Origin of the sequence: Pedobacter sp. AW31-3R (assembly GCF_052180285.1) — a bacterium.
In the GTDB taxonomy this organism is placed as follows: Bacteria; Bacteroidota; Bacteroidia; order Sphingobacteriales; family Sphingobacteriaceae; genus Pedobacter.
The window spans coordinates 3750196-3772628 of sequence record NZ_CP197475.1; the positions used below are offsets into that span (position 1 = coordinate 3750196).

A 22433-nucleotide genomic window follows, 5' to 3' on the forward strand; every position below is an offset into this window, starting at 1 on the left:
TTCCTCTTATATTAGGGCTAGCCAGTGATTTTGTTTGATTTATTGCTCCTTTTTCCTAACCAATGGTTGAATACCAATAATAAAATGCTCTTTGTCAAATACAACCTTTACCATGTCATTCGGTTGTTCAGGTGCACTGGCATAGCAGAACTGAATCACCAGATAATTTGTCCCGGCAATAGATTCCAGCGTCTGACTAAAGACTTTAAAGTCACCCGGCTTAATGGCAGCTCTAAGATTATTAAAGGCAGGTTCGGTCAGCAGATTACGTATTTGCGAAGACAAGAAAGCCTTTGCCCCTTCCTGGTTCCCAGCCCGCAATTTACTGATGAATTGGTTATAGCTTTTCATTGCTGCGCTAATCGCTTCATCACTTAATTCAGGACTAGGCTTTTCCGTTTTTGTAATGCTCAACCTGATCCGGTTAGCCGGTAAACTTTTGGCATTTGCTGCTGTTGCCTGGTAATTACTGAACACCGAATACATATAGATATTGGTTGTATCATTAGGCTCCCATTCATCGGTACGTGTCAGTCCGTCAATGCCATTAATTTTAGAGAGGTCATTTAAATCTCCCTTTTGTTTGCTTTTACCTACTTTCATAGTAAGCTGCTCAGCCAGTGAAAGGTATTTTTTAATAAATGCTTGTTGAATCTTGAGTGACTGAGGTTTATATTTGGGCCCGAAATTGTTCATGTCCCATTCATATTCAATACTGTTCAATAAAGAGTCTTTTATACTAAAAGTATAAGTCACCAATAAATCTGGAATGCCGTTCTCGGAACGTCTATAAGTAAGCGGCATAGCCATACCGCCAGGAATAATGATATCCCCTTCACCCAGATAGGGTTTACTCCCCATTTCCTTCTCATCATCCAAATAAGGTTTCACTTTTTCGCCATGTATCTTAATGGGAATCTCCTGAGCATTTACATTAAAGGAGCAAATGGATACAGTGATTATAAGAAGTAGAACCACGCTGCGCAAGAAGTATTCAGCAAAAATCATTATTTAAAGGTTAATTTTTTCTGCCAATATACAGGAATTATGCCATATCAAAAACCATAAAACCCACGAGAGTTAATTTTCTTCTTCTCCAACAGGAAATATGCGAACGATAAAGAAGGTAAAAAAAATGATAAAGAAAATATAGTTGTCATTGGGACTTAATGATATCCGTTCCCGGCAGTTTTACTTAACCGCGAAAAAGTAATACTTGAAAATATCGTAATTATTGCCAGGGTAATAAAGGTATAATGAAAAGCATGCTGCAGATCCAATGCGAAAGCATCCGAGCTAAACACAGACAGCACCAAACTGGATATCGAAACCCCAAAACTAACCGACAGTTGCTGCATAATCACCAGCATGGTATTGCCCCCGCTTGCAGAATCCTCGTCCAGGTCAGACAAGGTAACCGTATTCATTGCAGACATTTGTATGGAAGTGAAAATCCCGTAAAAAACCATCAGCAGAATATAATACCCTATAGGCGTATCCTTTTCCACAAAACCCAAAACGATTAATACCAGTCCCAGCAATATCGTATTACTAATCAGCACAGTTCTGTAACCCAAAGTTTTGATAATCCGTATAATAAATGGTTTAATAGCCACATTAGCCAATGCCGAGGGCAGCAAGAGCAAACCGGAAACAGATGCAGAATAACCAAACCCGGTCTGCAGCATCAAAGGCAGCAACAATGGCAGTCCGCCGATACCTAACCTGGTAATCAGACTGCCGGATAATCCGATCTTCAGGGTATCAATATTGAGTAACCGAAGATCAATGATCGGAGCATCGGTCTTCTTGAAGTGCTTGTAGTAAAACACAGACAATAAACCCGCCAGGAACAATCCTCCTAAAATCCACATCCAGTGGGTAAGACCGATACTCACCAGCTCCAGCACCATCGTAATCAGGATCAGGGCAAGACTAAAGTAAGCTAAACCCCTGAAATCAAACCGTCCCACAGCATGCTTGAAATTGGGCATAATCTTGTAGGCCATCGAAATACCAATAATTCCTATAGGTATATTCACTAAAAAGATCCAGTGCCAGGACAAATGATCTGATAAAAAACCTCCCAGACTGGGGCCAACCACCATCCCCAGCAGACCAAATACCGTAATAAAGTTCATGGTTTTCAAAAGCTCGCTTCGCGGGTACTGGTATAAAATAGCCAGCCGCGCAATGGGCACCATCATCGAAGCGCCAATAGCCTGAAGCACCCTGGAAAGATTAAATGTCAGCAGATCTACTGATAAGGCACAGCATAAAGAACCCGTCACAAACAGGGCCACTGCAATCATAAACATAGTCCTGGTACCGAATTTGTCAGACAGCCATCCCGATAAAGGGATAAATAACGCAAGTGTAAGCGCATAAGTAACAATCACAGAATGCATCTCCGTGGGCGAATAATTCATATCGCGCGCTATAGAAGGCAGTGAAGTATTCAAAATGGTACCGTCTAATGACTGTATAAACATCGCAATCGCGGTTACCCATGGCAAGAGGCTTGTAGCAGTAGTTTCTTTTTTATCCTGTATAGTATTTTGCATTCGATCTTAGTTCATTCAATAGGGATATCCATAAAACAGGCCCATAATTGTAAGGTTTTGATCAGTGCAAAATTAGTACCTAATTCTTTCAACTGCCAAATCAGACCAATTGGCAAATCAGACCGCCCGGATTTTGTTTTTACCTATTGTCAAATTCCTACTTATCATCTACAGTCCTACAAAAAGACATTCTCCAATGGATGATTAATTTCAGCATAGGGGAAACCGTATAAATAACATCCTTAGGCTACTTAATTTGCACCACAACGGCAATTAATGGATGAAAATTGAAGTCAATCTATATGCAATAGATTTTTAAAGAATCCGTGGATTCGCACAAGGCGAAAAATATAATACATTTAAAAATGGCAATTGAATTGCAAATTTCTTGCATAAACAAAAGCGATCGTACAAATGCTTACGAGAGAATCACCCACGTTGGCGGTGTACAAAATGGCTCACGATGGAAACAGAGACAAGCGGAAGCAATCAAGAACATAGAAGATAAGAAATATTCATTTTATACTTCTGTTGGCGGTCATGTTAGAAATGTGGTAGTAGCCTCAAGAAATGGTGTTAAGTATCTGAAAACAGAAGCGGATAGAGACACACCAGATAATTTATTGAGTTTACCTGAGTGCCCATAACAAATTACTGCCCAGAATAGCCTGGGCAGTAATTTATTAAACGAATCGAAAACCAGTCCATCCAGATAAACAAAAAAAATTCCATTTTTGATTATTCCTATTGATTATTTTGATGTTCATTGTAACTTAGCCTACGTTATATTTATATAATATTTCAAGATAGAGAAACTTAAATCGATTATTCATCAATACATAAATTGGGTATAACCATCACTTATACACTAACGAACAATCAATTAAGAGAGCTATGGAAAAAGGGTTGCAGGAGCAAATTAAACCAAAGCCATACAAACCTTAATTCACATCTTCATCCTTTGCCCAATCTTCATCCAAAGAATAGGTATAGCATTATCTGTGTTCAATTCCCTCAAAACATTTTCAGGGTAATAAACAGGTTCATCACTCAAATCAAAAGTGCCGTAATGCATTGGCATTAAGGTTTTAGCTTTTAGATCTGCGAATGCCTTCAAGGCATCTTTCGGCCCTGTATGCCCGGTGTGCATAAACCATTGGGGTTCATAAGCGCCAATTCCCAGAATTGCCAGGTCAATCGTGTACAACTCCCCTATTAATCCAAAATGTAAACCATAACCACTATCGGCACCAAAATATATGGTCTTTTTCAATTTTGTAAACTGGATCATAAAACTTCCCCAAAGGTTAATATTGGTATCAGTTAACCACCTTCTGGACCAATGTTTAGCCGGCAGATAATCAATGATAACTTCCTCAGTTGTCTGAAAACGCTGAAACCAACCTGCCTCTTCTATCTCATTTTTAATGCCCCAGCTTTTCAACAACCTTCCTGTTTCCAGGCCTGTTAAAATCTTACAGCCGGGATTGAGTTCGGTAAGCAATTGAATCGATTTTTTATCAATATGATCCCTGTGGTTATGTGAAAGCAACAAATAGTCCACACCCCTCAACTCAGAAGGACTAAAAGGAATTGGAGTAAATCTTTTCAAAAAAGGACTGCTGTGTAGTATCGGATCAATTACAATTCTCACACCATCGGCATCAATTACAAAACCGGCATGACCGATAGGAATAAGACAATCAATAGTTTTGTCACCTATGTTTGTGGTAGGCGTAAATGATAAAACAGACTGCTGATTTTTTTTCAACTTTGTCAGCGGCCGCTCGCCTCCTATCCATTTCCATACTTCTTTTATACTTCTGACAGACGTACCGTCCAAATTTTCATAACACTCTTTTTCTGAAACCGGATTTCCCGTCCAACCTTCCTTTATAAAAGAAAGGTCCGGGTTATGCGAAGGTCTTTTGCCCATGTAATCTTTAAAATAATTTATACCGTATTTAATCCCAATGAACAGGACCTATTAGATAAGACGATTAAGAACGCATAATAATTTAAAATCGGCAATAAAAACTATCTATTTTACTGAGGAAAGCTTGACCAAAGCACCCCATAAGTGTAAGTCCTGGTAAGTGACCCCACTCTTCAAATCTATTAAGCAAATATTGCTGGTTCCTATGCAAGCTCTTTGCAAAGCGGGTATTACCGCTATGAAAGCTAAATTCGACGCTGATCCCGAAAAAATAATGTCTTTTAACTGGCTCATCACCAATGCTACACATACCTCAACGATTCAAAAAGAGACCGATATAAAACATGCGGATCATTGGCAGGCTTGAAAAGAAACACTTATCTTAGTTATATGCAAAAAATCCGGAACGTTTCTTTCCTACAGATCTGCTTCTACTCATTGCTCATGAGCCTGTTTTTTTGCAACAAAGTCTCCGGTCAATCACAAATCATTCCACTCACATCCGATACACTTTCAGGAAATAAAATCGAATATTCCCTGGTCAAACAAAAATGGGCTTTTCAAAATGGCGATCGTGCTGCCTCTGCCCAGCCGACACTTGCTGATACACACTGGCCCAGGGTGGTTACCAATTTTGGTGAAGGCAAGGAACTGAAAGAATGGCAAGGCATTGGTTGGTTCCGGCTTTGGATACAGGTAGACACCGCGTTAACACAAAGACTATTGGGCTTACGCATCAATCATGACGGCGCTTCAGAAATCTACATCGACGGGAAATACCGCGGTGGTTTTGGAAAGGTGGGCCGATCCAAAGCCGAAACACAAATAACCCGTGCACCGTTCGAGGTAGTACCTATAGAACTTAATGATACCCAACCGCACCTCATCGCCATCCGGTATGCCAACTATGGCCACATTTTCCCCGATTTTGTAGGGTTTCAAACCTGGATCGGCGACTATGAACGGCTTCGCCAGCACGCCCGCCACAACTTCGATTTGTTCAGGGACATGAGAATTTGTTCCGCAGCGCAGTTATCCCTTGCCCTACTGCATTTATTTTTATTTCTTTTTTATCCTAAGCAAAAGCTTAACCTATACTATGTCATCTTTTCTGTGCTTTTTGCGGGCACCAACCTTGCTATCAGCGGTGACTCCATCTCTACAGATCCGATCATGCAATGGTGGTGGCAGCGGATCTTCTGGATCTGCGGGGTCCTCGGAACTATCTCTGCGTGGCATTTGCTCTACGCGGTTGGTGGCACGGCCATTCCACGCTGGAAGGCCATCGCAGCAGTTGTATTTACACTGGTGTACCTGATTAAGAAAGTGATTTTTGCGGAAACCAATCCCAACGACGGCTTCAACCTGCTGTTCCTTGTCATTTTGCTGGATGGGCTATGGACATTAATGGGCGCAGTCCGCCGGGGTCAGCCCAACATTTGGCTGATCGGTCTAGGGATGATGCTGATCATACTATTATACTTTTTTGTTGGAGCCGATGTATTCCACCTTTGGAAAAGCCATGCAGAACGCTGTCTCGTCATGAGTATTGGTCTGCTAACTTTCCCCTTACTTTTTTCCATTTACCTCGCGCTGGATTTTGCACGCACCAACCAGGACCTCTCGCTCAGGCTAACAGAAGTAGAAGACCTTTCCACCAGGGCACTGGCACAGGAAGCCGAGAAACTGGAACTGATCACAAACCAGGCAGAAAAATTGGAAAAAACAGTCATTGAGCGAACAGCCCAGGTGCAGCAACAAGCCGATCAGTTGCGGGAACTCGATCAGGTCAAATCACGTTTCTTCATCAATCTGACCCATGAATTCCGCACACCATTAACGCTGATCCTCGGCCCCGCAAAACAGATCCTATTAAGAGAGAACAATCCCCAAACCAAAGCCGATGCAGAAACAATCAGCAGTAATGCCGACCGTTTGCTGAAACTGATCAACCAATTACTAGACCTGAGCAAACTGGAAGCCGGGAAAATGGAACTGAACAACACTTCGGCAGAATTAATAGTACTTACCCGGCGCAATGTATTACTCTTCCAGTCTTTGGCAGACCAGAAGACAATCACACTCAGTTTTGAAGCAGCATGGGACACCATCTGGCTATCCCTCGACCCGGCGAAACTGGAAGACATCCTTTATAACCTGCTGTCCAACGCAATCAAATTCAGCAAACCCGGTGGTGAGGTAAAAGTAGAGCTGAAAGACAGCGGAGCAATGTTCGATCTGCTGGTGATTGATACAGGAATTGGCATCCCTGCCAACAAGATCCCCTACATTTTCGACCGTTTTTACCAGGTAGATGCCTCCGACACACGGGTACAGGAAGGAACCGGTATTGGGCTGGCTATCACCAAAGAAATAACCGAATTAATGGGTGGGCAGTTGGCAGTACACAGTATCCCTGGTAAAGGCACCACAGTGAAGGTCAGTTTACCCATGCAAAAGGTCGCTGCTCCATACCCAGAACAGCCGCAGCAGGAAACAAATCCCTTGCCCTCCATTCCGGCTGTTGTCATGAACACTACCACAGCTGCAAATGATGAACAACCGCTGGTTTTAGTAATTGAAGATAACCTTGAACTGCGTCGGTTTATCATGACAGTATTAAACGGCAATTATCAGGTAATAGACGCAGCCAACGGCGAAGAAGGACTTGCGCTGGGTTTAGCACGCATACCCGACCTCGTGATTACCGACCTGATGATGCCGCTGATGAATGGTTACCAGGTATGTGCCGGATTTAAAAGCAATGAAAACACCAGCCATATCCCTGTAATCATGCTCACCGCGAAGGCCGACACCGAGAGCCGGATCGCGGGGTTGGAAACCCAGGCTGATGCGTATTTGAATAAACCTTTCGATCAACGCGAACTGCTCGCCACTATAGCCAATCTCATCAGCATTCGCCGCCAGCTACAGGAGAAGTACAAACAAAGTAACATCTGGGTGGCTGACAGCAGTATCATGCCTTCTATGGAAAAAATGTTCCTGGAAAAAATAAAAAAATCGGTTGAGGCACACCTGGACGATGAGCAGTATAGTGTCGATCAGTTAGGTGATGATATCGGTTTAAGCCGTACCCAACTTCACCGCAAACTAAAGGCACTAACCGGGCAAGGGCCAGGTGAACTGATCCGCTCCGTACGCTTGCAGCGCGCTTTTGATTTACTCAAGCAAAAGGCCGGGACTGTTGCCGAAATCGCTTATAGGGTAGGCTTCAGTAATCCTAATAATTTTTCTACCAGTTTTTCCAGACATTTCGGTTTTGCACCCAGCGAGGCTGAAAAACATTAGGCCTGCAACATATTCAGAGGTATTTGCAACTTTTCCAAAGCTCATTTCAAAACTGGCAAACGTACTTTGTGGTATAATTCATTCCAATTAATACCCCAAAACGATGAACACCAAAATTTTTATACTTGCTTGCTTAACCTGCTCATTTATCCTAAGCGCAACAGCACAAACTAAGGATAATCAAAACAAACCGGCCTCAAAAATCCAAAAGTGGCCCTGGTCTGTCAAACTTGATGCAGTCGTAACCGCACCGAAAAATCATAAAATTGTTTATGAAGACAGTAATGTAAGAATTTTACAAGTGATTTGTCCGCCCGGGAATGAAGAGCCCGTACATACCCATCAATACAAAAGTACCATGTGGTTTACGCAAAGCGCCCACTTTATGTACTACACCTATGACACGGACAGCAACAACCAACTGATTAAAAAAGACAGTGTTGAAGTCAAAGGATTTCCTCCGGAAACTTTAAACAAAGGACAAATGGTTGACCGGGAAGCACCACATTCCATAAAAAACATAAGCAATGATACCTTCATAGCTTACCGTATAGAATATAAAAAAGACTTTAAAAAGTAACCGCATAAATTTTACCCTCAAAAATCTCTGCCATGAAAAAAGTAATTTTAATAAGTCTGCTCACTTTGCTGCTGTCAACCGCGTTTAAGCTTATCGATGAACCCAACCCTATCCTTGGCCGCTGGGAGTATAAAGGTGTTTATCAGGGGCAACCCTACTCCTTTCTGGTCGTGTTTCGCAATAACGGGAACTATGATGGTTTCCTTGACAAGAAAATATTCGTCAGTGGTACGTATCAGATGAAACACGATACACTTCATGTAGCCGATCCGCTGTGCAATAATGATTACTATGGAACTTACAAGGTCCAGTACCACGGCCAGATGGATTCGTTAACGCTTCATGTCGTCCAGGATACCTGCCGTGCCCGCCGTGAGGGTTCAGACGGATTCACTTTTAAAAGAGTAAACACAAAACGGTAAATGCCAGGGCAATGAAAAAGCTATATCACCTTGCAGGCTTGGCAGGCATTGTGCTGTTTTTATCGCAAAATGCCTTCATCAGCAGCGAACCAAAAACACCGGCTGAATTGGGGCGCAAGCTCTTTTTCGATCCCATCTTATCGAAAACCAAAAAGATCAGTTGCGCATCCTGCCATAAAGAAGAATTCGCATTTGCCGACACCTCCGCCCTAAGCTTGGGTGTACGTCATCAAATAGGGCTGCGCAATACACCCTCTGCCATGAATATGAAATTACAGGTAGCGTTCTTTTGGGACGGGCGTGCCAACACGCTGGAAGAACAGGCATTGATGCCTATTGAAAATAAGCTCGAAATGGATCTTCCTATAAAAACCGCCGTTTGGCGACTCAACAATAGCCGGACTTATTCAGCGATTTTTCAAAATATCTTTCACGAAGCTCCCAATGCCCAAAACCTGGCGAAAGCACTTGCAGAGTTCGAGCGCACACTGGAAACCAGCGACTCGCCATTGGATGACTGGCTGCTCAATGACAACGAAATGGCGGTCAGCGCATCAGCCAAACGTGGTTATGCGCTATTTAACGGTAAAAAAGCCAATTGTGTGCAATGCCATTTTGGGGCAGATTTTAATAATGTAGAATTCCGGTCTATCGGACTGTACGACGGCAAAATGCTGAGAGACAGCGGCCGGGCGGCAATTACAAAAAAAATTAGCGACATCGGTAAATTCAAGATCAGTGCGCTACGCAATGTGGCCATTACAGCTCCCTACATGCATAATGGTATGTTTAAAACCTTGCGCCAGGTGATTGATTATTACAATGACCCAGACAAAATAGTACCGCATGCCATCGGGCGTGATAGCTTACTGTCCAGCCCCCTAAACCTCACAGAACAGGAAAAAACTGACCTTGAAAACTTCATGATTGCGCTGACTGACAAACGTTTCCAAAAGAAATTGAAGAAAGCCAAATAAATTCAACAAATATGAAAAGAAGACATTTTATGCTGTCAATATTGCTCGCTATTCCTGCCGCAACCCTGGCTAAATTCAGCTGGTTAAAAACAGCAAAGACCCAAAAACCCTTTCTTATCCGGGCCGACGAAAGCCGGTTCCAAGGCGAGCAGAAAAAAATGGGAAACGATCTGTTAAGATGCGTTATATCCTGCGAAGACACACATTCCGGAATGCTCATGGGAACCACCACCGCAAAATCACTGGCTGATAAAGGCGGGCCACCATTGCACCTCCATACACATCAGGATGAAATCCTGTTCGTTTCTTCAGGTGAGTTTTTGATTCAAATAGGCACCGAAATATTCAGAGCCAAAGCCGGGGATGCCGTTTTTATACCGAGAGGTACCCATCATACCTTTGCGAATCCGATTGCAAATAATCCTGGTATGCTGATCTCCATTCATCAACCCGGCGACAAACAAATGGAAGTAGATTTTGCAACAGTCGCATCAGGGCATTTCCCCAAATCATGGGAAAATGATCCCACTATTGTTGGCCCTCCAATTCATGTTGATTAATTAGTTTATCTGTCATTATTATGATAACAACCCATTAATCTAATTAAGGGGCAATATTACAACAATTGCCACCCTTAATCCAATAAACAACGGCTTAATCACCCGTTTCCTCTTCCTCTGACAATTCCTCCTCCAGTTTCAAGACAGGCATTTTCAACCTGCAAAGGTTCTTCACTACATACATAAATTCATTGGCTTGATTATACACCTGCGTGGCATCAAGCTTAGACACTTCGAATTCATCATCATAACGCATCTGAAAATAGCTGTTCTGCAAAACGGAAAAAAGTCTCCTCTCCTCCTCCGTTTCCCTTGGAAAAATGGCATTGAGTTCATCAACGAAACATACCGTCAAATCAATCAGCCAGCCTAAATGATGAATATCCGGTCTAAGATCCAGATAAACATTCAGCAAGGCCTTACAGGAATGTTCAATCGCCTGATGAAACAGGAATACTGAGGCTCCGTATTTTTCCTCCTGATAACATTCAATAGCGCTGTCCTGGAAAGCCTCAGCCATTGGATAACGGTACATAAACCTTTTCATCGCATGAAGTTGCTGATCACTTTTGCTGCTGGAATCCAATGGAATCACATCATTGATAACCAATCCGCGTTTGGAATATAGCAATTGTCCTTCCTCCATCGTTTTACAGAAAAAAAAGCTCCCTTTTTGCAGAAAGCTGGCAACTGCTTCTTTATGATATACCAAAATCGTAATCTTTCCGTCCATAAAACTGCTATCCATATATTCCTGTACTTCATGGGCAATGTTACCCTCCTCGTCTACCACCATCAATAAAAAATAATGGTACTGCTTAATTTTGCAACCGGGCATGAAAACACCTTTGTATAGGCTGCTCATTACGCGCCTGCCAAAACAGATAATCCGGTCCGGACTATATCTGTCAATTAGCTTCTCCATCGATTCATTCAAAATTTGGTTACCCCGGGTAGTATCGTCTATTGTTTTCATCTCTTGTTATTTTTAATTGGTATTGATGAAGCCATCATAAACACCTGCAAAACACACCTGTAATCAGTGTGCCTATGATGGCTTCACCGTTAATCTTTTAGTTATCAATTTCACATTCTTTTATCTGAGGTTGAATCCTGACATACTTCACTCTTCCGTCATGAATAATTGTCTTCAGTTTATAATCCCCGGGAATTCGAACAAGCAAGTTCAGAACAAGCTGTAAATCCTGTGGTCTCATTTTATTTTTCAACAGATTCCTGCTGTACAGAAAAATACCACAGGCCTCTGCACCTCCATTAAAGGAATAGCTTTCCGAATAGCTGATGACGGCATTTATCAATGATTTCCTTAACTCATCAGACATGGTTTTATAACTGATGTCTTCCATGAAGGTATACAATACCCTGTTTTTATCGCCCATGAACAGATAGGCCTCCGTACATTGCGTATCTTCATCCGGAAGATATTGGTAAACGCCCACCTCTACTTTACTGTCCGACTTGAAATTTTCTCCTAAGAGATATTTGGGATCACATTTGAAGATTTGCGACATCCTGAATATATCAGTAACTGTATATTCTTTGCCGGGAGTAAATGTTTCTATGTCTGAAACATAGTTTTGCGGCTTGCCCAGTAAGAAGGATAGCTCCTGCTGCGTATACCCTAATAAAATACGTGTTGACTGGATGTTGCAAATGTTATCAATGTAACTTTTGAATAATTGTGCCTTTACCTTAATCAGGCCGGCATTGTTGATTGTTGTTTCCATTACCTATGAATTTATGAATCCAAATATCTGATGCCGCTGTATTTTGCAAGCATAATTTGCTGCGTCTCGTACGTAAACCATTGTGTATTTGAAATAATGCTGCGTAAAAAACGGAGGCCATTTTTTATGTGATTTTAGAAAACAGACACGTATGTTTGTAACGCTGATTTTAGAGGTAATGCAGAGATAAAGCTTTATTTGTAATACGTTCGAAGCAGACTGATTTCAGCAATATTTGATGTTAGGAAATATATTAGTTCTCATTGATAAAAATATTTTTACTGTCTGAATATTTATTTATATTTACATATGGAAACAACAGCTAAACCAATTAACGTGCACATCGGGAGAAAGATAAGTAGATTGAGGGAAATTCGCGGCATCAAACAGGAGGCCTTGGCGATTGACGTGGGTTTGACTCAGCAGGCGATGTCTAGAATTGAGCAGACTGGTAATGTAGAAGATACCTTATTGGAGAAGATTGCAACCGCTTTAGGTATTTCTGTAGAAGGGATTAAGAATTTTAATGAAGAGGCTGTCTTTACTATAATATCCACGACCTTTAATAATAATAGTACTGATGATTCAACAATTATTGCTAGCACTGTAAATTACCAGCCTACATTCAACCCTTTAGACAAGATTGTTGCGCTATATGATGAGAAAGTAATTCTGTTAGAACGATTGCTACAAAGTGAAAAGGAAAAGGTTGAACTCCTTAAAAATATTAAAGGTTAATTCATACTCTGATATAAATGAAATGTTAGGCTCCGGATTGGAGCCTAACAAAACAGGCGCCTAATTATATTGGTTTAAAAAGTAAAATTTTATATTAAAAGATTCAAGAAATTATGTAATTATGAGTTTTGCAAACATATTAAACAGCCATCACCCAGACTTTACTTCAATGCCTCGTCATTGTGCAGAATCAATAATTAATACTTTATCACGGAAAGACATTATCGGATGGTTGTCGTGGAACGATCCAAATGGAATCTACAATGACGTACAATCTTTGAAGGAATTGGGCAATATAATGACTGAACAGGAAGGTCGAGAGATAATGCTAAGACAGATTGATGAGAATCGGTTCATATAGCTTAATTTTGATTACAAATTGTGCTCAATTTCCTCTAAATAAACCAATCAAAATGTTATTTACATCCCCTCATTGCCAGTACACTAGTGCTAATATTAAAGTCTCAAATGAATTGTACTGCATGTAAACAAAAAATATTTTATGGTTCACGCAATTAATAAATATTGCCAAGAGCTATTCAAATACAATTATTTTTTGCTTACTTTACTATTAGATTTGGTTAAAGATAGATGAATTTTATTGACTTATTTGCTGGGGCTGGAGGCCTTTCAGAAGGCTTCATTAGAGCAGGGTTTGATCCGGTTGCTCACGTAGAGATGGATGCTGCTGCTTGTTATACACTTAGGACCAGAACAGCGTTCCATTACCTAAAGAATAATGGTTTAATGGGTGTTTACAATTCATATCTCAACGGCACAATTGATAGAAATAATCTCTATAATCATATACCAAAACGGTTACTTGATTCCGTAATTCACAGTGCGATAAGTGAGGATAAAAATCAGGAAATATTCACTAAAATTGATGCTGCTTTGCAGGGGCAAGAGGTAGATCTCATAATTGGCGGCCCCCCCTGTCAGGCATACTCTCTTGTGGGTCGTGCCCGTTCTGAAAACAATATGCAAAGTGATCCTAGAAATTTTCTATATGTGCAGTACGGAAAATACCTTGAGAGGTACAATCCAAAAATGTTTGTTTTCGAAAATGTTCTGGGTCTCCGTTCTGCTGGTGGTGGAGCTTATTTGGCACATATGCAAAAACTTTTCGCTAAGAAAGGTTACGAGATCAAAATCTCGCTGGCTAAGGCAGAGCAATTTGGTGTTCTGCAGAAACGTCGTCGTCTGGTGATAATTGGGTGGAAAAGAGGTTTGAACATTAACCTTCCAGATCTTGAAAACTTTGATGGTGGTGTAAATGGAATCGTCGAAGAAATTTTTGAAGATCTTCCTGCCCTTAACTCAGGAAATGGAATAGATAAAGGTGGATCCTATATTGAAAATACAAATGATTATCTTATAGCATCACAAATTAGGCCTGAAAATGGTGTGCTAACCCAACATATTTCCAGACCTCATACAGAACAGGATAAAGAAATTTATAGAATTGCAGTTGAGAAGTGGAATACAACTAACCAGCGCTTAAGCTATAATGATTTGCCTGATCGTTTAAAAACTCACCAGAATCGAAGTTCTTTTATGGACCGGTTTAAAGTTGTTGCCGCTAATTTGAGCTCGTGCCATACAATAGTTGCACATATTTCTAAGGACGGACACTATTACATACACCCTGATATAAATCAAAATAGATCAATCAGTGTTAGAGAGGCAGCCAGGCTACAAAGCTTCCCTGATGACTTCTATTTTGAAGGAGTAAAAGAAGGTGCAAATAGAACTGCGGCATTTAAGCAAATTGGGAATGCAGTTCCACCTTTAATGGCAGAGAATATTGCAAACTGTTTGTTAGAAACTATTACGTCTTATCAGTTATTATTAGAGCTTTTCGATTAAATATTATTATCATTGTATTAGTTAATACGATTATTTTGATTATTTATTAATGAAGCAATATATAGCTGAAGAGGCCAAGCCGAATCCTAAATCGACAATAAATTCATATCGTAGTTTTGGATATACCTTGTCCACTGCTATTTCTGACATTATTGATAATAGTATTTCCGCAAAAGCAAGTGAGATCTACATAGATTTCATCTGGCAGGGAAAAGATTCCTACATATCAATATCGGATAATGGTATAGGCATGAATCTTGGCGGACTGATAGCTGCAATGACACCAGGCAGTAAGGATCCTGACGATTTCAGACATGAAGGTGATCTTGGGAGATTTGGAATGGGCCTTAAAACAGCATCTTTCTCTCAGTGCAAGAGACTCACTGTTTCAACTAAGCAGGATGGTGTGTTGCACAACCGATGCTGGGATATCGATTTTGTAAACGAGGTGGAAGCTTGGACTTTGCTTAATTTTATATCAAATCCGGAGCTAACTCACAAAATTAACACTCTTAATAGCGGCTCAGTTATTATTTGGGAAAAGCTCGATCGGATTGTGGGAAACTCCGATACTTCAAATGAAGCTGTAAAGTCTGCTTTTTACCATGAATTAAAAATTGTAAGAGACCATATTGCTTTAGTATTCCATAAATTTATAGAAAATAAAAAAGTACAGATAATTATAAATGATTCGGAAGTAGAACCATGGAACCCATTTTTATTGGACCTTAATCCAAAGCCAGAAATGGGTTTACCAGAAATCCTAAATGGAAAGGTAGAGGTTGTGTATTATATTCTCCCTCACATGTCGCGAATTTCGCATCTGGACTATGAGAAATCAGGCGGTCCTTTGGGTTGGTACCAGCAACAGGGATTTTACATCTATAGGGGTGACAGATTATTAGTAGCTGGAGATTGGCTGGGACTGGAGAAACAACGAGAGTATTCAAAACTCGTCCGAATAAGTATCAACTTCACAAATACAAGTGATTTTGACTGGCACCTGGATATAAAAAAATCCACTGCCAGTCCACCATTTGAAATAAGAAAGGACCTTAAGCGAATTGCTAAATTAGCATGCCTTAAATCGGCCCAAATTTATAACTGGCGGGGACAAAAGAGTTTTGGAGTAAATAATGAGCCTCATTCTATACAGACACTTTGGTATGAAGAAGTTAATAGAGAAAATGTCAAAAAGTATAAGATAAATAAAAAACATACTTTAATAAAAAGGGTTCTTGATCTCGATAAAAGTGGGAACCATTTATTTAGTAAAGCTCTCAAACTCATCGAAGAGAATATACCCGTAGAACTTATTTTATATAACCAGAATGAAGATCCTTCTCAGCACGAAATAGAAAAAATTGCAGATATACCAGCAGATTCCCTCATTGATCTTGCAGTTGAACTTTATTCTATGAATATAGAAATGGGAGTTCCAAAAGAACTGGCAGCTCAGCAAATTATGAATTCAATGCCTTTTAATCAATTTCCTTTAATTAACGATTATCTACGATGAACACAATATTAGATTCTGCACGAGGATTCGCTCACCAATTTATACAATTTGAGAAAAGTAAAGGCAACCAGAATATTTCTCCTGAAGTGCTGTATCAAATAGTTGATAAGGTTGCAGCAATAGGGATTTTAGAAAGCATCGATAAAGATCAGTTATTCGAAATTCTTACTGCAGATTTGAGTAATGGAAGTGGAGAAATCACTGAAATTTCAGATCAGGTGAAACCGTGGTTAAATGATGCAAAGTCGGGTATTTCGTTTAAATTATGGAGCCGATACAAGCTTTATATGGATGAAAAGGACCCATCATTTCCTATAAATGACCTTGATGATTTTACGGACAGAATTCTTGATAAATGCGTTAATCCAAAACAAGAAGGATCTTGGGACAGAAGAGGAATGGTTGTTGGTCACGTTCAATCAGGCAAAACCTCCAACTATGTTGGATTGATTAATAAAGCTACAGACGCCGGATATAAATTAATTATAATCATAGCTGGAACAATGAATTCTTTGAGAAGACAAACCCAGCAAAGAGTCGATGAAGGATTTGCAGGTGTAAACAGCTCAACCGGGAAGGTAATTGGAGTGGGGGAAATTAAGACAGACGATCAGATATATCAATTAACCTCATCATCCATTATTCCTGATGGTGATTTCGAGCAGAAAGCTGCGACTCGAAAAGGCATTCCTATTGGTAAAAATCCTGTCGTCCTTGTAATAAAAAAAAATAAAAGTATCCTCGAAAACCTCATAGACTGGTTAGCTGCAAATCAGAAAACAGAAATTGTAAATGGGGAGTATAAGTTGCTGGACGTACCAACACTTATCATTGATGATGAAGCAGATTCGGCATCTGTAAACACAGTTAGTAAAAAAAAGATTACGAAAGCTGATGCACTTGAAGAGGCTAAGGCAATCAATAAGTTAATAAGAACGCTACTCAATCTTTTTGATAAGAATACCTTTATTGGTTACACAGCTACCCCATACGCTAACCTTTTTATCCCAAAGGAATGGAGTTCGGACCTTGAGGCGAATGTAAAAGGGAAGATCTATAAGGTCGGAGAAGATCTTTTTCCTAAAGACTTTATTCTAAACATACAGGCTCCAAAGAACTATCTTGGTGCATCGGCTATCTTTGGCTACGAATCTGCGGAATCAAGTAAAACCCCACTTGATATTATACGTCATGTGGATTTGACCCAAACGCCATTTGTAATTGCTACTGATATCGACGAGAATGGCGACATTATTTATAAAAGTCCAAAAAAGGATGATGAGCTGCCTGACAACCTTCCGGAAAGTATTAAAGAAGCTATTAAAGCCTTTTTGCTTACCTGTGCTATTCGCAGACTTAGAGGGCATGATAAAAAACATAATTCAATGCTAATTCATGTCATGCTATATGTCAGATGGATAGACAGAATAGCTCTTCTGGTCAATGAAGAACTGAGAAAGTATAAAGATTATATTTTAGGGAATGATGGTATATTTCTTGATGAGCTTAAGAGACTTTTTGATAACGACTTTGTACCAACTACAACGGAAGTAAAGGAAAATTTAAAGTATACCGATATTCGGATCAGAGAGCATGCCTGGGCAGATGTTAGAAAGGAATTAAAAAGTGCAGTAAGCAAAATTGAAGTTCGAGCTGTCCACGGTACCAAAAGTAATTCAAATCTTGAATACAAGAATATAAAGGAAATTGATTACGATGAGTACAATGGAATCGGGCTTTCTGTAATTGCTGTTGGCGGGAGCAGACTTGCGAGGGGCATTACTCTCGAAGGGCTATCTGTGAGTTACTATTTAAGGGCTTCAAAGATGTATGATACACTTATGCAAATGGGGCGCTGGTTCGGCTATCGTCCGGGATATGCAGATTTGATCAGGTTGTATACAACAGATACGCTAAGTCAATGGTTTAATCATATAGCCATGGCAACGGAGAATATGAGAGGAGATTTTGACGAACTTGCTTCCCTACCTGATGTTACTCCGAGAGATTACATGCTAAAAGTACAAAATCATCAGGGGCTATTGACCATAACTGCCGCAACTAAATTATTTTGGGCAGAAAATATTTCTATCTCATTTTCGGGACAAAATCCACAAACCTATCAACTTTCCCGATCACAGAAAGTGATTACAAATAACTTCAACGCATATAAACAGTTACTTCGATCTCTTGGTCACCCGTCAGATCAAAATTTGATTAAACGCATGGATGGAGAAATAAGTCATCTTATTTACCGGGATGTAAATACGAACTATCTCTGCAGTTTTCTAGATAGCTATCAGATTAACCAGCCTTCAATTAAGAATGCTACATTATCTGAATATATAAAGAAACAGGAAGCGAACAGGAATATTAAAAGATGGAATGTAGTATTCAGGTCAAACAGTGACAAACAAGTTTTCATCAATACAACTGGTGCCAAAAAACCCGATAGGACGCCTTTGCATGATTTAATTCTTTATCCCTTCTTTGAGAATAGCGAGAAAATCAACATTGGAGCAGTTGTAAGAAATCAATCACCACGGACATTAACAGAGCACTATCTGATATCAAAAAATCAAATTGATGATATTAGTGACAGAAAGGTCGATTTAGATGATAAAGAGCTGAAGAATAATAATGAGATAAAGGAACGCAGACAAACTGAGGGAAGCGGTCTCATTCTTATTTACCTGTTAGATCCGAGAGGAACTGTGAATGCAGATGAGTCTATGCCGTTTGTAGGATTTAGTATTCACTTCCCAAAGATACAGCATGAAGAAAAAGTATCCTATACTGCGACAGCTATTTCTGACAGTGATTATGCGCAAGACGATGATGATGACAAAGATGGGGAGGTAATATGATATCAATTAGAGAAATTTGGGACGAACAAGCTACTTTAAGTGAGAAATATATTAAAACGCCCATTGATTCTATTGAGGCTTTTAAGGTCTTTATTGCAACTAATCAGTTTACAGGAAAACGGCTTTTCATCATCAATCTTGACAAGCAAACACCAGACAACTTACTAAAGAAAGCTAAATTCCGTGGCCTTGCGATAGAGATATTGGAATTTGATGACCACAAAGAACTAACAATCATATTATTTGATAATGCTCTGGTTGATATTTTCAGTGCATTTATAGAAGATATTATTCTAGAGTTAACACAATGCCTTACAAACGATGATATTCTAAATAGTGTCTCTAAAGTAACCTCCAGATGGAAGAGATTATTTGATAAGGCTAATACTGCTGCAATGACATCAGAACAGCAAAAAGGTTTTTTTGGAGAATTATTTTTATTAAAGAATCTTTTAAATGAAGGCTATCCTGCTCAACTTTTAATGGAAGCCTGGACCGGCCCACTAGGTGGAGATAAAGATTTTATATTTGGTGATGCCGGAATTGAGGTCAAACTTACATCATCTAAACATCCTGCTCTTAAAATTACGAGCGAGCTCCAATTGGAAACTGGTAGTTTGGACAAGCTTTATTTATTTCTATTTGTAGTAGAAGAAGTCAAAAAAAATGGTCTGAGCATTATAGATTTAATTGCTGAAATACGAATAAGTTTAAACAGCAATCCTGACATATTTCAGATTTTCAATGATCGAATCAGGATTGTTGGATATCTGGAGGATGATAATGAATATTACGAACAACAGTACCATTTGAAAGAGTTCATGAAATACCACATTGATGGGGATTTTCCAAGATTGACAGGGAGTGATCTGGCAACTGGTATTTATAGTGTATCTTACAGTATTGAATTATCAGCTTGTGAAGAACAGAAAATAAATTCAAGTACAATAACTGAACTTCTAAATGGATATTGATTTTAAGCAATTTCTCGAAAACTTTAAGGCTGATGTCTCTTCAATGGTGTACACTGAAGGCGATGGGGCAATTTTTGAAGACAAATTTACTGAGTACTGCCTCGAGATTCTGGAAAATGCAGGAGAAACTGAGGGTCCGGTAGCTCAGTCTTACATATATCCTGGGGATCAAGGGAAAGACTGGAAAATCAATGGATATGCACTACGTGATAGCTACAAGGATGAATCTAAAAAGACCTACTACGAAACGCTCGATCTGTTTATAACCCAATATCAACAGGATTACGATTACACAATCACCAAAGATGTTTTTACAAAGGGCCTAAATCAGTTAAAAAGATTTTTAAATGGTGCATTGAAGGGACATATCGATTATCTGGAGCCATCTAATACTATTGCCGAACTTGTTAAACTAATCTATCGTCAGGGACATAGTTTTGATAGAATTAATATTTATTATCTCATAAATGGAAGTTCTTATCAAAAGGCTGACAAGATTGTGATCAAAGGATTCCAAGATTTAGGAGTATATTTACATGTATGGGATATACAAAGGTTCTTTCGTCTTAGTGTTTCTTCTACAGAACGTGAAGCAATTGAAATCAATGTAATTGACTTCATGCCTGACGGATCTCATGGCATCCAATGCTTGAAAGTACCCGCAATAAATGATTTATACGAATGTTATCTTGCCATTCTTCCCGGCAGCCTATTATCCAAGTTATACGCAGAATATTCAAGCAAATTACTTGAAAGTAACGTCAGGGCATTTTTGGGACAGAATGGTAAATACAATAGTGGAATACGCGATACTATTAAAAAGAAACCACATATGTTTCTGCCATATAACAATGGACTTTCAGCAACAGCAGAGTTTGTTGAAACTCAAAAATTGGATTCTTCTTTATATATCACCAAACTAAATGATTTCCAAATTGTGAATGGAGGGCAAACAACAGCATCATTGTATCATACAGAGAAATTACATAAGGATGTAGATCTCAATCAGATTTTTGTACAGATGAAACTAACGGTGATAAAGGATGCCGTAGATAAAAATATAGAAGTACCATTTATAGCGAATTTTGCAAATAGCCAAAATAAGATTTCAGCACTTGATCTTTCCTCCAACAATCCTTATTTTGTCAAAATCGAGGAATTATCGAGACGGAAATATGTAAGCTTGCCAGGCAATAGCAATCAACAAATATTATGGTTTTTTGAACGTGTAAATGGTCAGTATAGGGAGTTTCTAAGCAGACAGAAAGGAAATTCACTGAAAATATTTAAAGAAAAAAATCCTCTGACCAACAAGTACAATAAAGCAGAAGTAACGAAACTGATTACACTTTGGGAACTTGAGCCCTACTTGGTTTCACTGGGACCTGTTAAAAACTTCCCTTTATTCAATAAAAAAATCAGCGTCCTCGTCTCAAAGAATAAGCTGCCCGGTGAGAATTTTTATAAAATATTAATTTCGAACGCTATCATTTACCGTAGTGTAGACAAAATGTATGGGCGTAAAAATGTAGATGCCATCGGAGATACCAATATAAAATCTTTCATCTTAGCTTATACAATTTCCTACTTCCACCATATTACCGGCAATACTTTAGATCTATGGAAGATATATGAAGACCAGAAATTAGAGAAAGATCTCGAGTACATTTTCAAGGAATTACTTCTATTTGTACATAATTACATGACTAACGCAGCATCAGGAACCCTTTTTTCTGAATATGCGAAGAAAGAATCTAGTTGGATCCTATTGAAATCACAAAATTATTCTTTAGACAAATTTCCTATTGGAAAATATATAATTTCTCCTGAAGAAGCATTGGCAAGGCAGCAGGAAAATGAAAATGTAGATGTGGAAAACGAGATCATCATGGTCTCTAAAATCACATCGCTTGGCTTAAAATTTTGGGACGGATTGAAATTGCATATAAGAAACACAGGACAATTACAGGAGCTTGAGTTTCATGTTTGGGATCTTATAAAAATAATTAGGGATCAGAAAAACCTGGACCATTCTGCTCTAAGGACTGGGAAAATCGTGTTAGAAATGATTGAAAAGAATTTACTTGATGTTGATAGCATTAAACAGCTATCTGCATTACCAGAATTAGAGACAGTAGATTTAAAGGCTATTTATGATAGAATAAATATGCTTAAAAAAGAAGATTGGAGTAAACTTATAGCGCTGAGTGAACAAACACATATCTTTGATACATTAGAAATCAGCAATCTCAAATCCGTCCAGCGCGCTATACTATCAAAAGATAAGGTTAAGGAAGCATCACTATTAAAAGCGAACGATTCTTTGATTAAGCTAAAAAGATTCAATATAAAATACTAATCAGACATTAC

General features: G+C 39.3%; 17 protein-coding genes. 12 read left to right on the forward strand and 5 right to left on the reverse strand.

Annotated features, from left to right (window positions below; translation table 11 throughout):
• Positions 1-39: 39 nt before the first annotated feature.
• Both ACSBL2_RS15480 and ACSBL2_RS15485 read right to left on the reverse strand, forming a co-directional pair.
• Positions 40-1008, reverse strand: coding sequence for a hypothetical protein (locus tag ACSBL2_RS15480; protein WP_442587445.1), 969 nt, complete (start codon positions 1006-1008; stop codon positions 40-42).
• Positions 1009-1166: 158 nt separating this feature from the next.
• Positions 1167-2564: an MFS transporter gene (locus ACSBL2_RS15485; RefSeq protein WP_442587446.1), complete on the reverse strand. Its 1398-nt coding sequence runs from the start codon at positions 2562-2564 to the stop codon at positions 1167-1169.
• A gap of 365 nt (positions 2565-2929) precedes the next feature.
• On the opposite strand from ACSBL2_RS15485, the gene ACSBL2_RS15490 reads away from it, so the two are divergent.
• Positions 2930-3211 (forward strand): DUF3892 domain-containing protein, encoded by a 282-nt coding sequence (locus ACSBL2_RS15490; protein WP_442587447.1) that lies wholly within the window; start codon positions 2930-2932, stop codon positions 3209-3211.
• Between the two features lie 299 nt (positions 3212-3510).
• Here ACSBL2_RS15490 and ACSBL2_RS15495 read toward each other — a convergent pair whose 3' ends face one another.
• Positions 3511-4500 (reverse strand): MBL fold metallo-hydrolase, encoded by a 990-nt coding sequence (locus tag ACSBL2_RS15495; RefSeq protein WP_442587448.1) that lies wholly within the window; start codon positions 4498-4500, stop codon positions 3511-3513.
• 390 nt (positions 4501-4890) lie between these two features.
• Between ACSBL2_RS15495 and ACSBL2_RS15500 the strand changes: the two genes are divergently transcribed.
• From ACSBL2_RS15500 to ACSBL2_RS15520, 5 genes are all read left to right on the forward strand, one after another.
• Positions 4891-7809, forward strand: a complete 2919-nt coding sequence (locus ACSBL2_RS15500; protein ID WP_442587449.1) for an ATP-binding protein — start codon at positions 4891-4893, stop codon at positions 7807-7809.
• Positions 7810-7912: 103 nt separating this feature from the next.
• Positions 7913-8389 carry a hypothetical protein gene (locus tag ACSBL2_RS15505; protein WP_442587450.1) on the forward strand — a complete coding sequence of 159 codons (477 nt, stop codon included), beginning with the start codon at positions 7913-7915 and terminating at the stop codon, positions 8387-8389.
• A gap of 32 nt (positions 8390-8421) precedes the next feature.
• A complete protein-coding gene (locus ACSBL2_RS15510; protein WP_442587451.1) occupies positions 8422-8811 on the forward strand; it encodes a hypothetical protein in 390 nt (129 codons plus the stop codon).
• A gap of 11 nt (positions 8812-8822) precedes the next feature.
• The gene (locus tag ACSBL2_RS15515; RefSeq protein WP_442587452.1) at positions 8823-9788 is read left to right on the forward strand and encodes a cytochrome-c peroxidase; all 966 of its coding nucleotides are present in this window, start codon (positions 8823-8825) and stop codon (positions 9786-9788) included.
• An 11-nt stretch (positions 9789-9799) separates the two neighbouring features.
• Positions 9800-10348, forward strand: a complete 549-nt coding sequence (locus ACSBL2_RS15520; protein ID WP_442587453.1) for a cupin domain-containing protein — start codon at positions 9800-9802, stop codon at positions 10346-10348.
• Between the two features lie 94 nt (positions 10349-10442).
• Here ACSBL2_RS15520 and ACSBL2_RS15525 read toward each other — a convergent pair whose 3' ends face one another.
• Together ACSBL2_RS15525 and ACSBL2_RS15530 are read right to left on the reverse strand one after the other, a co-directional pair.
• Positions 10443-11324: a HEPN domain-containing protein gene (locus ACSBL2_RS15525; protein WP_442587454.1), complete on the reverse strand. Its 882-nt coding sequence runs from the start codon at positions 11322-11324 to the stop codon at positions 10443-10445.
• A gap of 97 nt (positions 11325-11421) precedes the next feature.
• Positions 11422-12096 carry a helix-turn-helix domain-containing protein gene (locus ACSBL2_RS15530; RefSeq protein ID WP_442587455.1) on the reverse strand — a complete coding sequence of 225 codons (675 nt, stop codon included), beginning with the start codon at positions 12094-12096 and terminating at the stop codon, positions 11422-11424.
• Positions 12097-12405: 309 nt separating this feature from the next.
• On the opposite strand from ACSBL2_RS15530, the gene ACSBL2_RS15535 reads away from it, so the two are divergent.
• From ACSBL2_RS15535 to ACSBL2_RS15560, 6 genes are all read left to right on the forward strand, one after another.
• Positions 12406-12834, forward strand: coding sequence for a helix-turn-helix domain-containing protein (locus ACSBL2_RS15535; RefSeq protein ID WP_442587456.1), 429 nt, complete (start codon positions 12406-12408; stop codon positions 12832-12834).
• A gap of 591 nt (positions 12835-13425) precedes the next feature.
• Positions 13426-14703 (forward strand): DNA cytosine methyltransferase, encoded by a 1278-nt coding sequence (locus ACSBL2_RS15540; RefSeq protein WP_442587457.1) that lies wholly within the window; start codon positions 13426-13428, stop codon positions 14701-14703.
• A gap of 49 nt (positions 14704-14752) precedes the next feature.
• A complete protein-coding gene (locus ACSBL2_RS15545) occupies positions 14753-16222 on the forward strand; it encodes an ATP-binding protein (protein WP_442587458.1) in 1470 nt (489 codons plus the stop codon).
• Positions 16219-19089 (forward strand): Z1 domain-containing protein, encoded by a 2871-nt coding sequence (locus ACSBL2_RS15550; protein ID WP_442587459.1) that lies wholly within the window; start codon positions 16219-16221, stop codon positions 19087-19089. Before ACSBL2_RS15545 ends, ACSBL2_RS15550 begins: the two co-directional genes overlap by 4 nt.
• Positions 19086-20063, forward strand: coding sequence for a PD-(D/E)XK motif protein (locus tag ACSBL2_RS15555; RefSeq protein ID WP_442587460.1), 978 nt, complete (start codon positions 19086-19088; stop codon positions 20061-20063). The genes ACSBL2_RS15550 and ACSBL2_RS15555 overlap by 4 nt, the downstream gene beginning before the upstream one ends.
• Complete coding sequence (locus tag ACSBL2_RS15560; protein ID WP_442587461.1) at positions 20053-22422, forward strand: AIPR family protein; 2370 nt, start codon at positions 20053-20055, stop codon at positions 22420-22422. Before ACSBL2_RS15555 ends, ACSBL2_RS15560 begins: the two co-directional genes overlap by 11 nt.
• Positions 22423-22433: the final 11 nt, after the last annotated feature.

Coding starts and splice junctions, on each gene's coding strand:
- ACSBL2_RS15495 (WP_442587448.1), bottom strand. CDS start 4,500: ATGGGCAAAAGACCTTCGCATAACCCGGACCTTTCTTTTATAAAGGAA.
- ACSBL2_RS15505 (WP_442587450.1), top strand. CDS start 7,913: ATGAACACCAAAATTTTTATACTTGCTTGCTTAACCTGCTCATTTATC.
- ACSBL2_RS15535 (WP_442587456.1), top strand. CDS start 12,406: ATGGAAACAACAGCTAAACCAATTAACGTGCACATCGGGAGAAAGATA.
- ACSBL2_RS15520 (WP_442587453.1), top strand. CDS start 9,800: ATGAAAAGAAGACATTTTATGCTGTCAATATTGCTCGCTATTCCTGCC.
- ACSBL2_RS15555 (WP_442587460.1), top strand. CDS start 19,086: ATGATATCAATTAGAGAAATTTGGGACGAACAAGCTACTTTAAGTGAG.
- ACSBL2_RS15515 (WP_442587452.1), top strand. CDS start 8,823: ATGAAAAAGCTATATCACCTTGCAGGCTTGGCAGGCATTGTGCTGTTT.
- ACSBL2_RS15485 (WP_442587446.1), bottom strand. CDS start 2,564: ATGCAAAATACTATACAGGATAAAAAAGAAACTACTGCTACAAGCCTC.
- ACSBL2_RS15560 (WP_442587461.1), top strand. CDS start 20,053: ATGGATATTGATTTTAAGCAATTTCTCGAAAACTTTAAGGCTGATGTC.
- ACSBL2_RS15490 (WP_442587447.1), top strand. CDS start 2,930: ATGGCAATTGAATTGCAAATTTCTTGCATAAACAAAAGCGATCGTACA.
- ACSBL2_RS15525 (WP_442587454.1), bottom strand. CDS start 11,324: ATGAAAACAATAGACGATACTACCCGGGGTAACCAAATTTTGAATGAA.
- ACSBL2_RS15500 (WP_442587449.1), top strand. CDS start 4,891: ATGCAAAAAATCCGGAACGTTTCTTTCCTACAGATCTGCTTCTACTCA.
- ACSBL2_RS15545 (WP_442587458.1), top strand. CDS start 14,753: ATGAAGCAATATATAGCTGAAGAGGCCAAGCCGAATCCTAAATCGACA.
- ACSBL2_RS15550 (WP_442587459.1), top strand. CDS start 16,219: ATGAACACAATATTAGATTCTGCACGAGGATTCGCTCACCAATTTATA.
- ACSBL2_RS15540 (WP_442587457.1), top strand. CDS start 13,426: ATGAATTTTATTGACTTATTTGCTGGGGCTGGAGGCCTTTCAGAAGGC.
- ACSBL2_RS15530 (WP_442587455.1), bottom strand. CDS start 12,096: ATGGAAACAACAATCAACAATGCCGGCCTGATTAAGGTAAAGGCACAA.
- ACSBL2_RS15510 (WP_442587451.1), top strand. CDS start 8,422: ATGAAAAAAGTAATTTTAATAAGTCTGCTCACTTTGCTGCTGTCAACC.
- ACSBL2_RS15480 (WP_442587445.1), bottom strand. CDS start 1,008: ATGATTTTTGCTGAATACTTCTTGCGCAGCGTGGTTCTACTTCTTATA.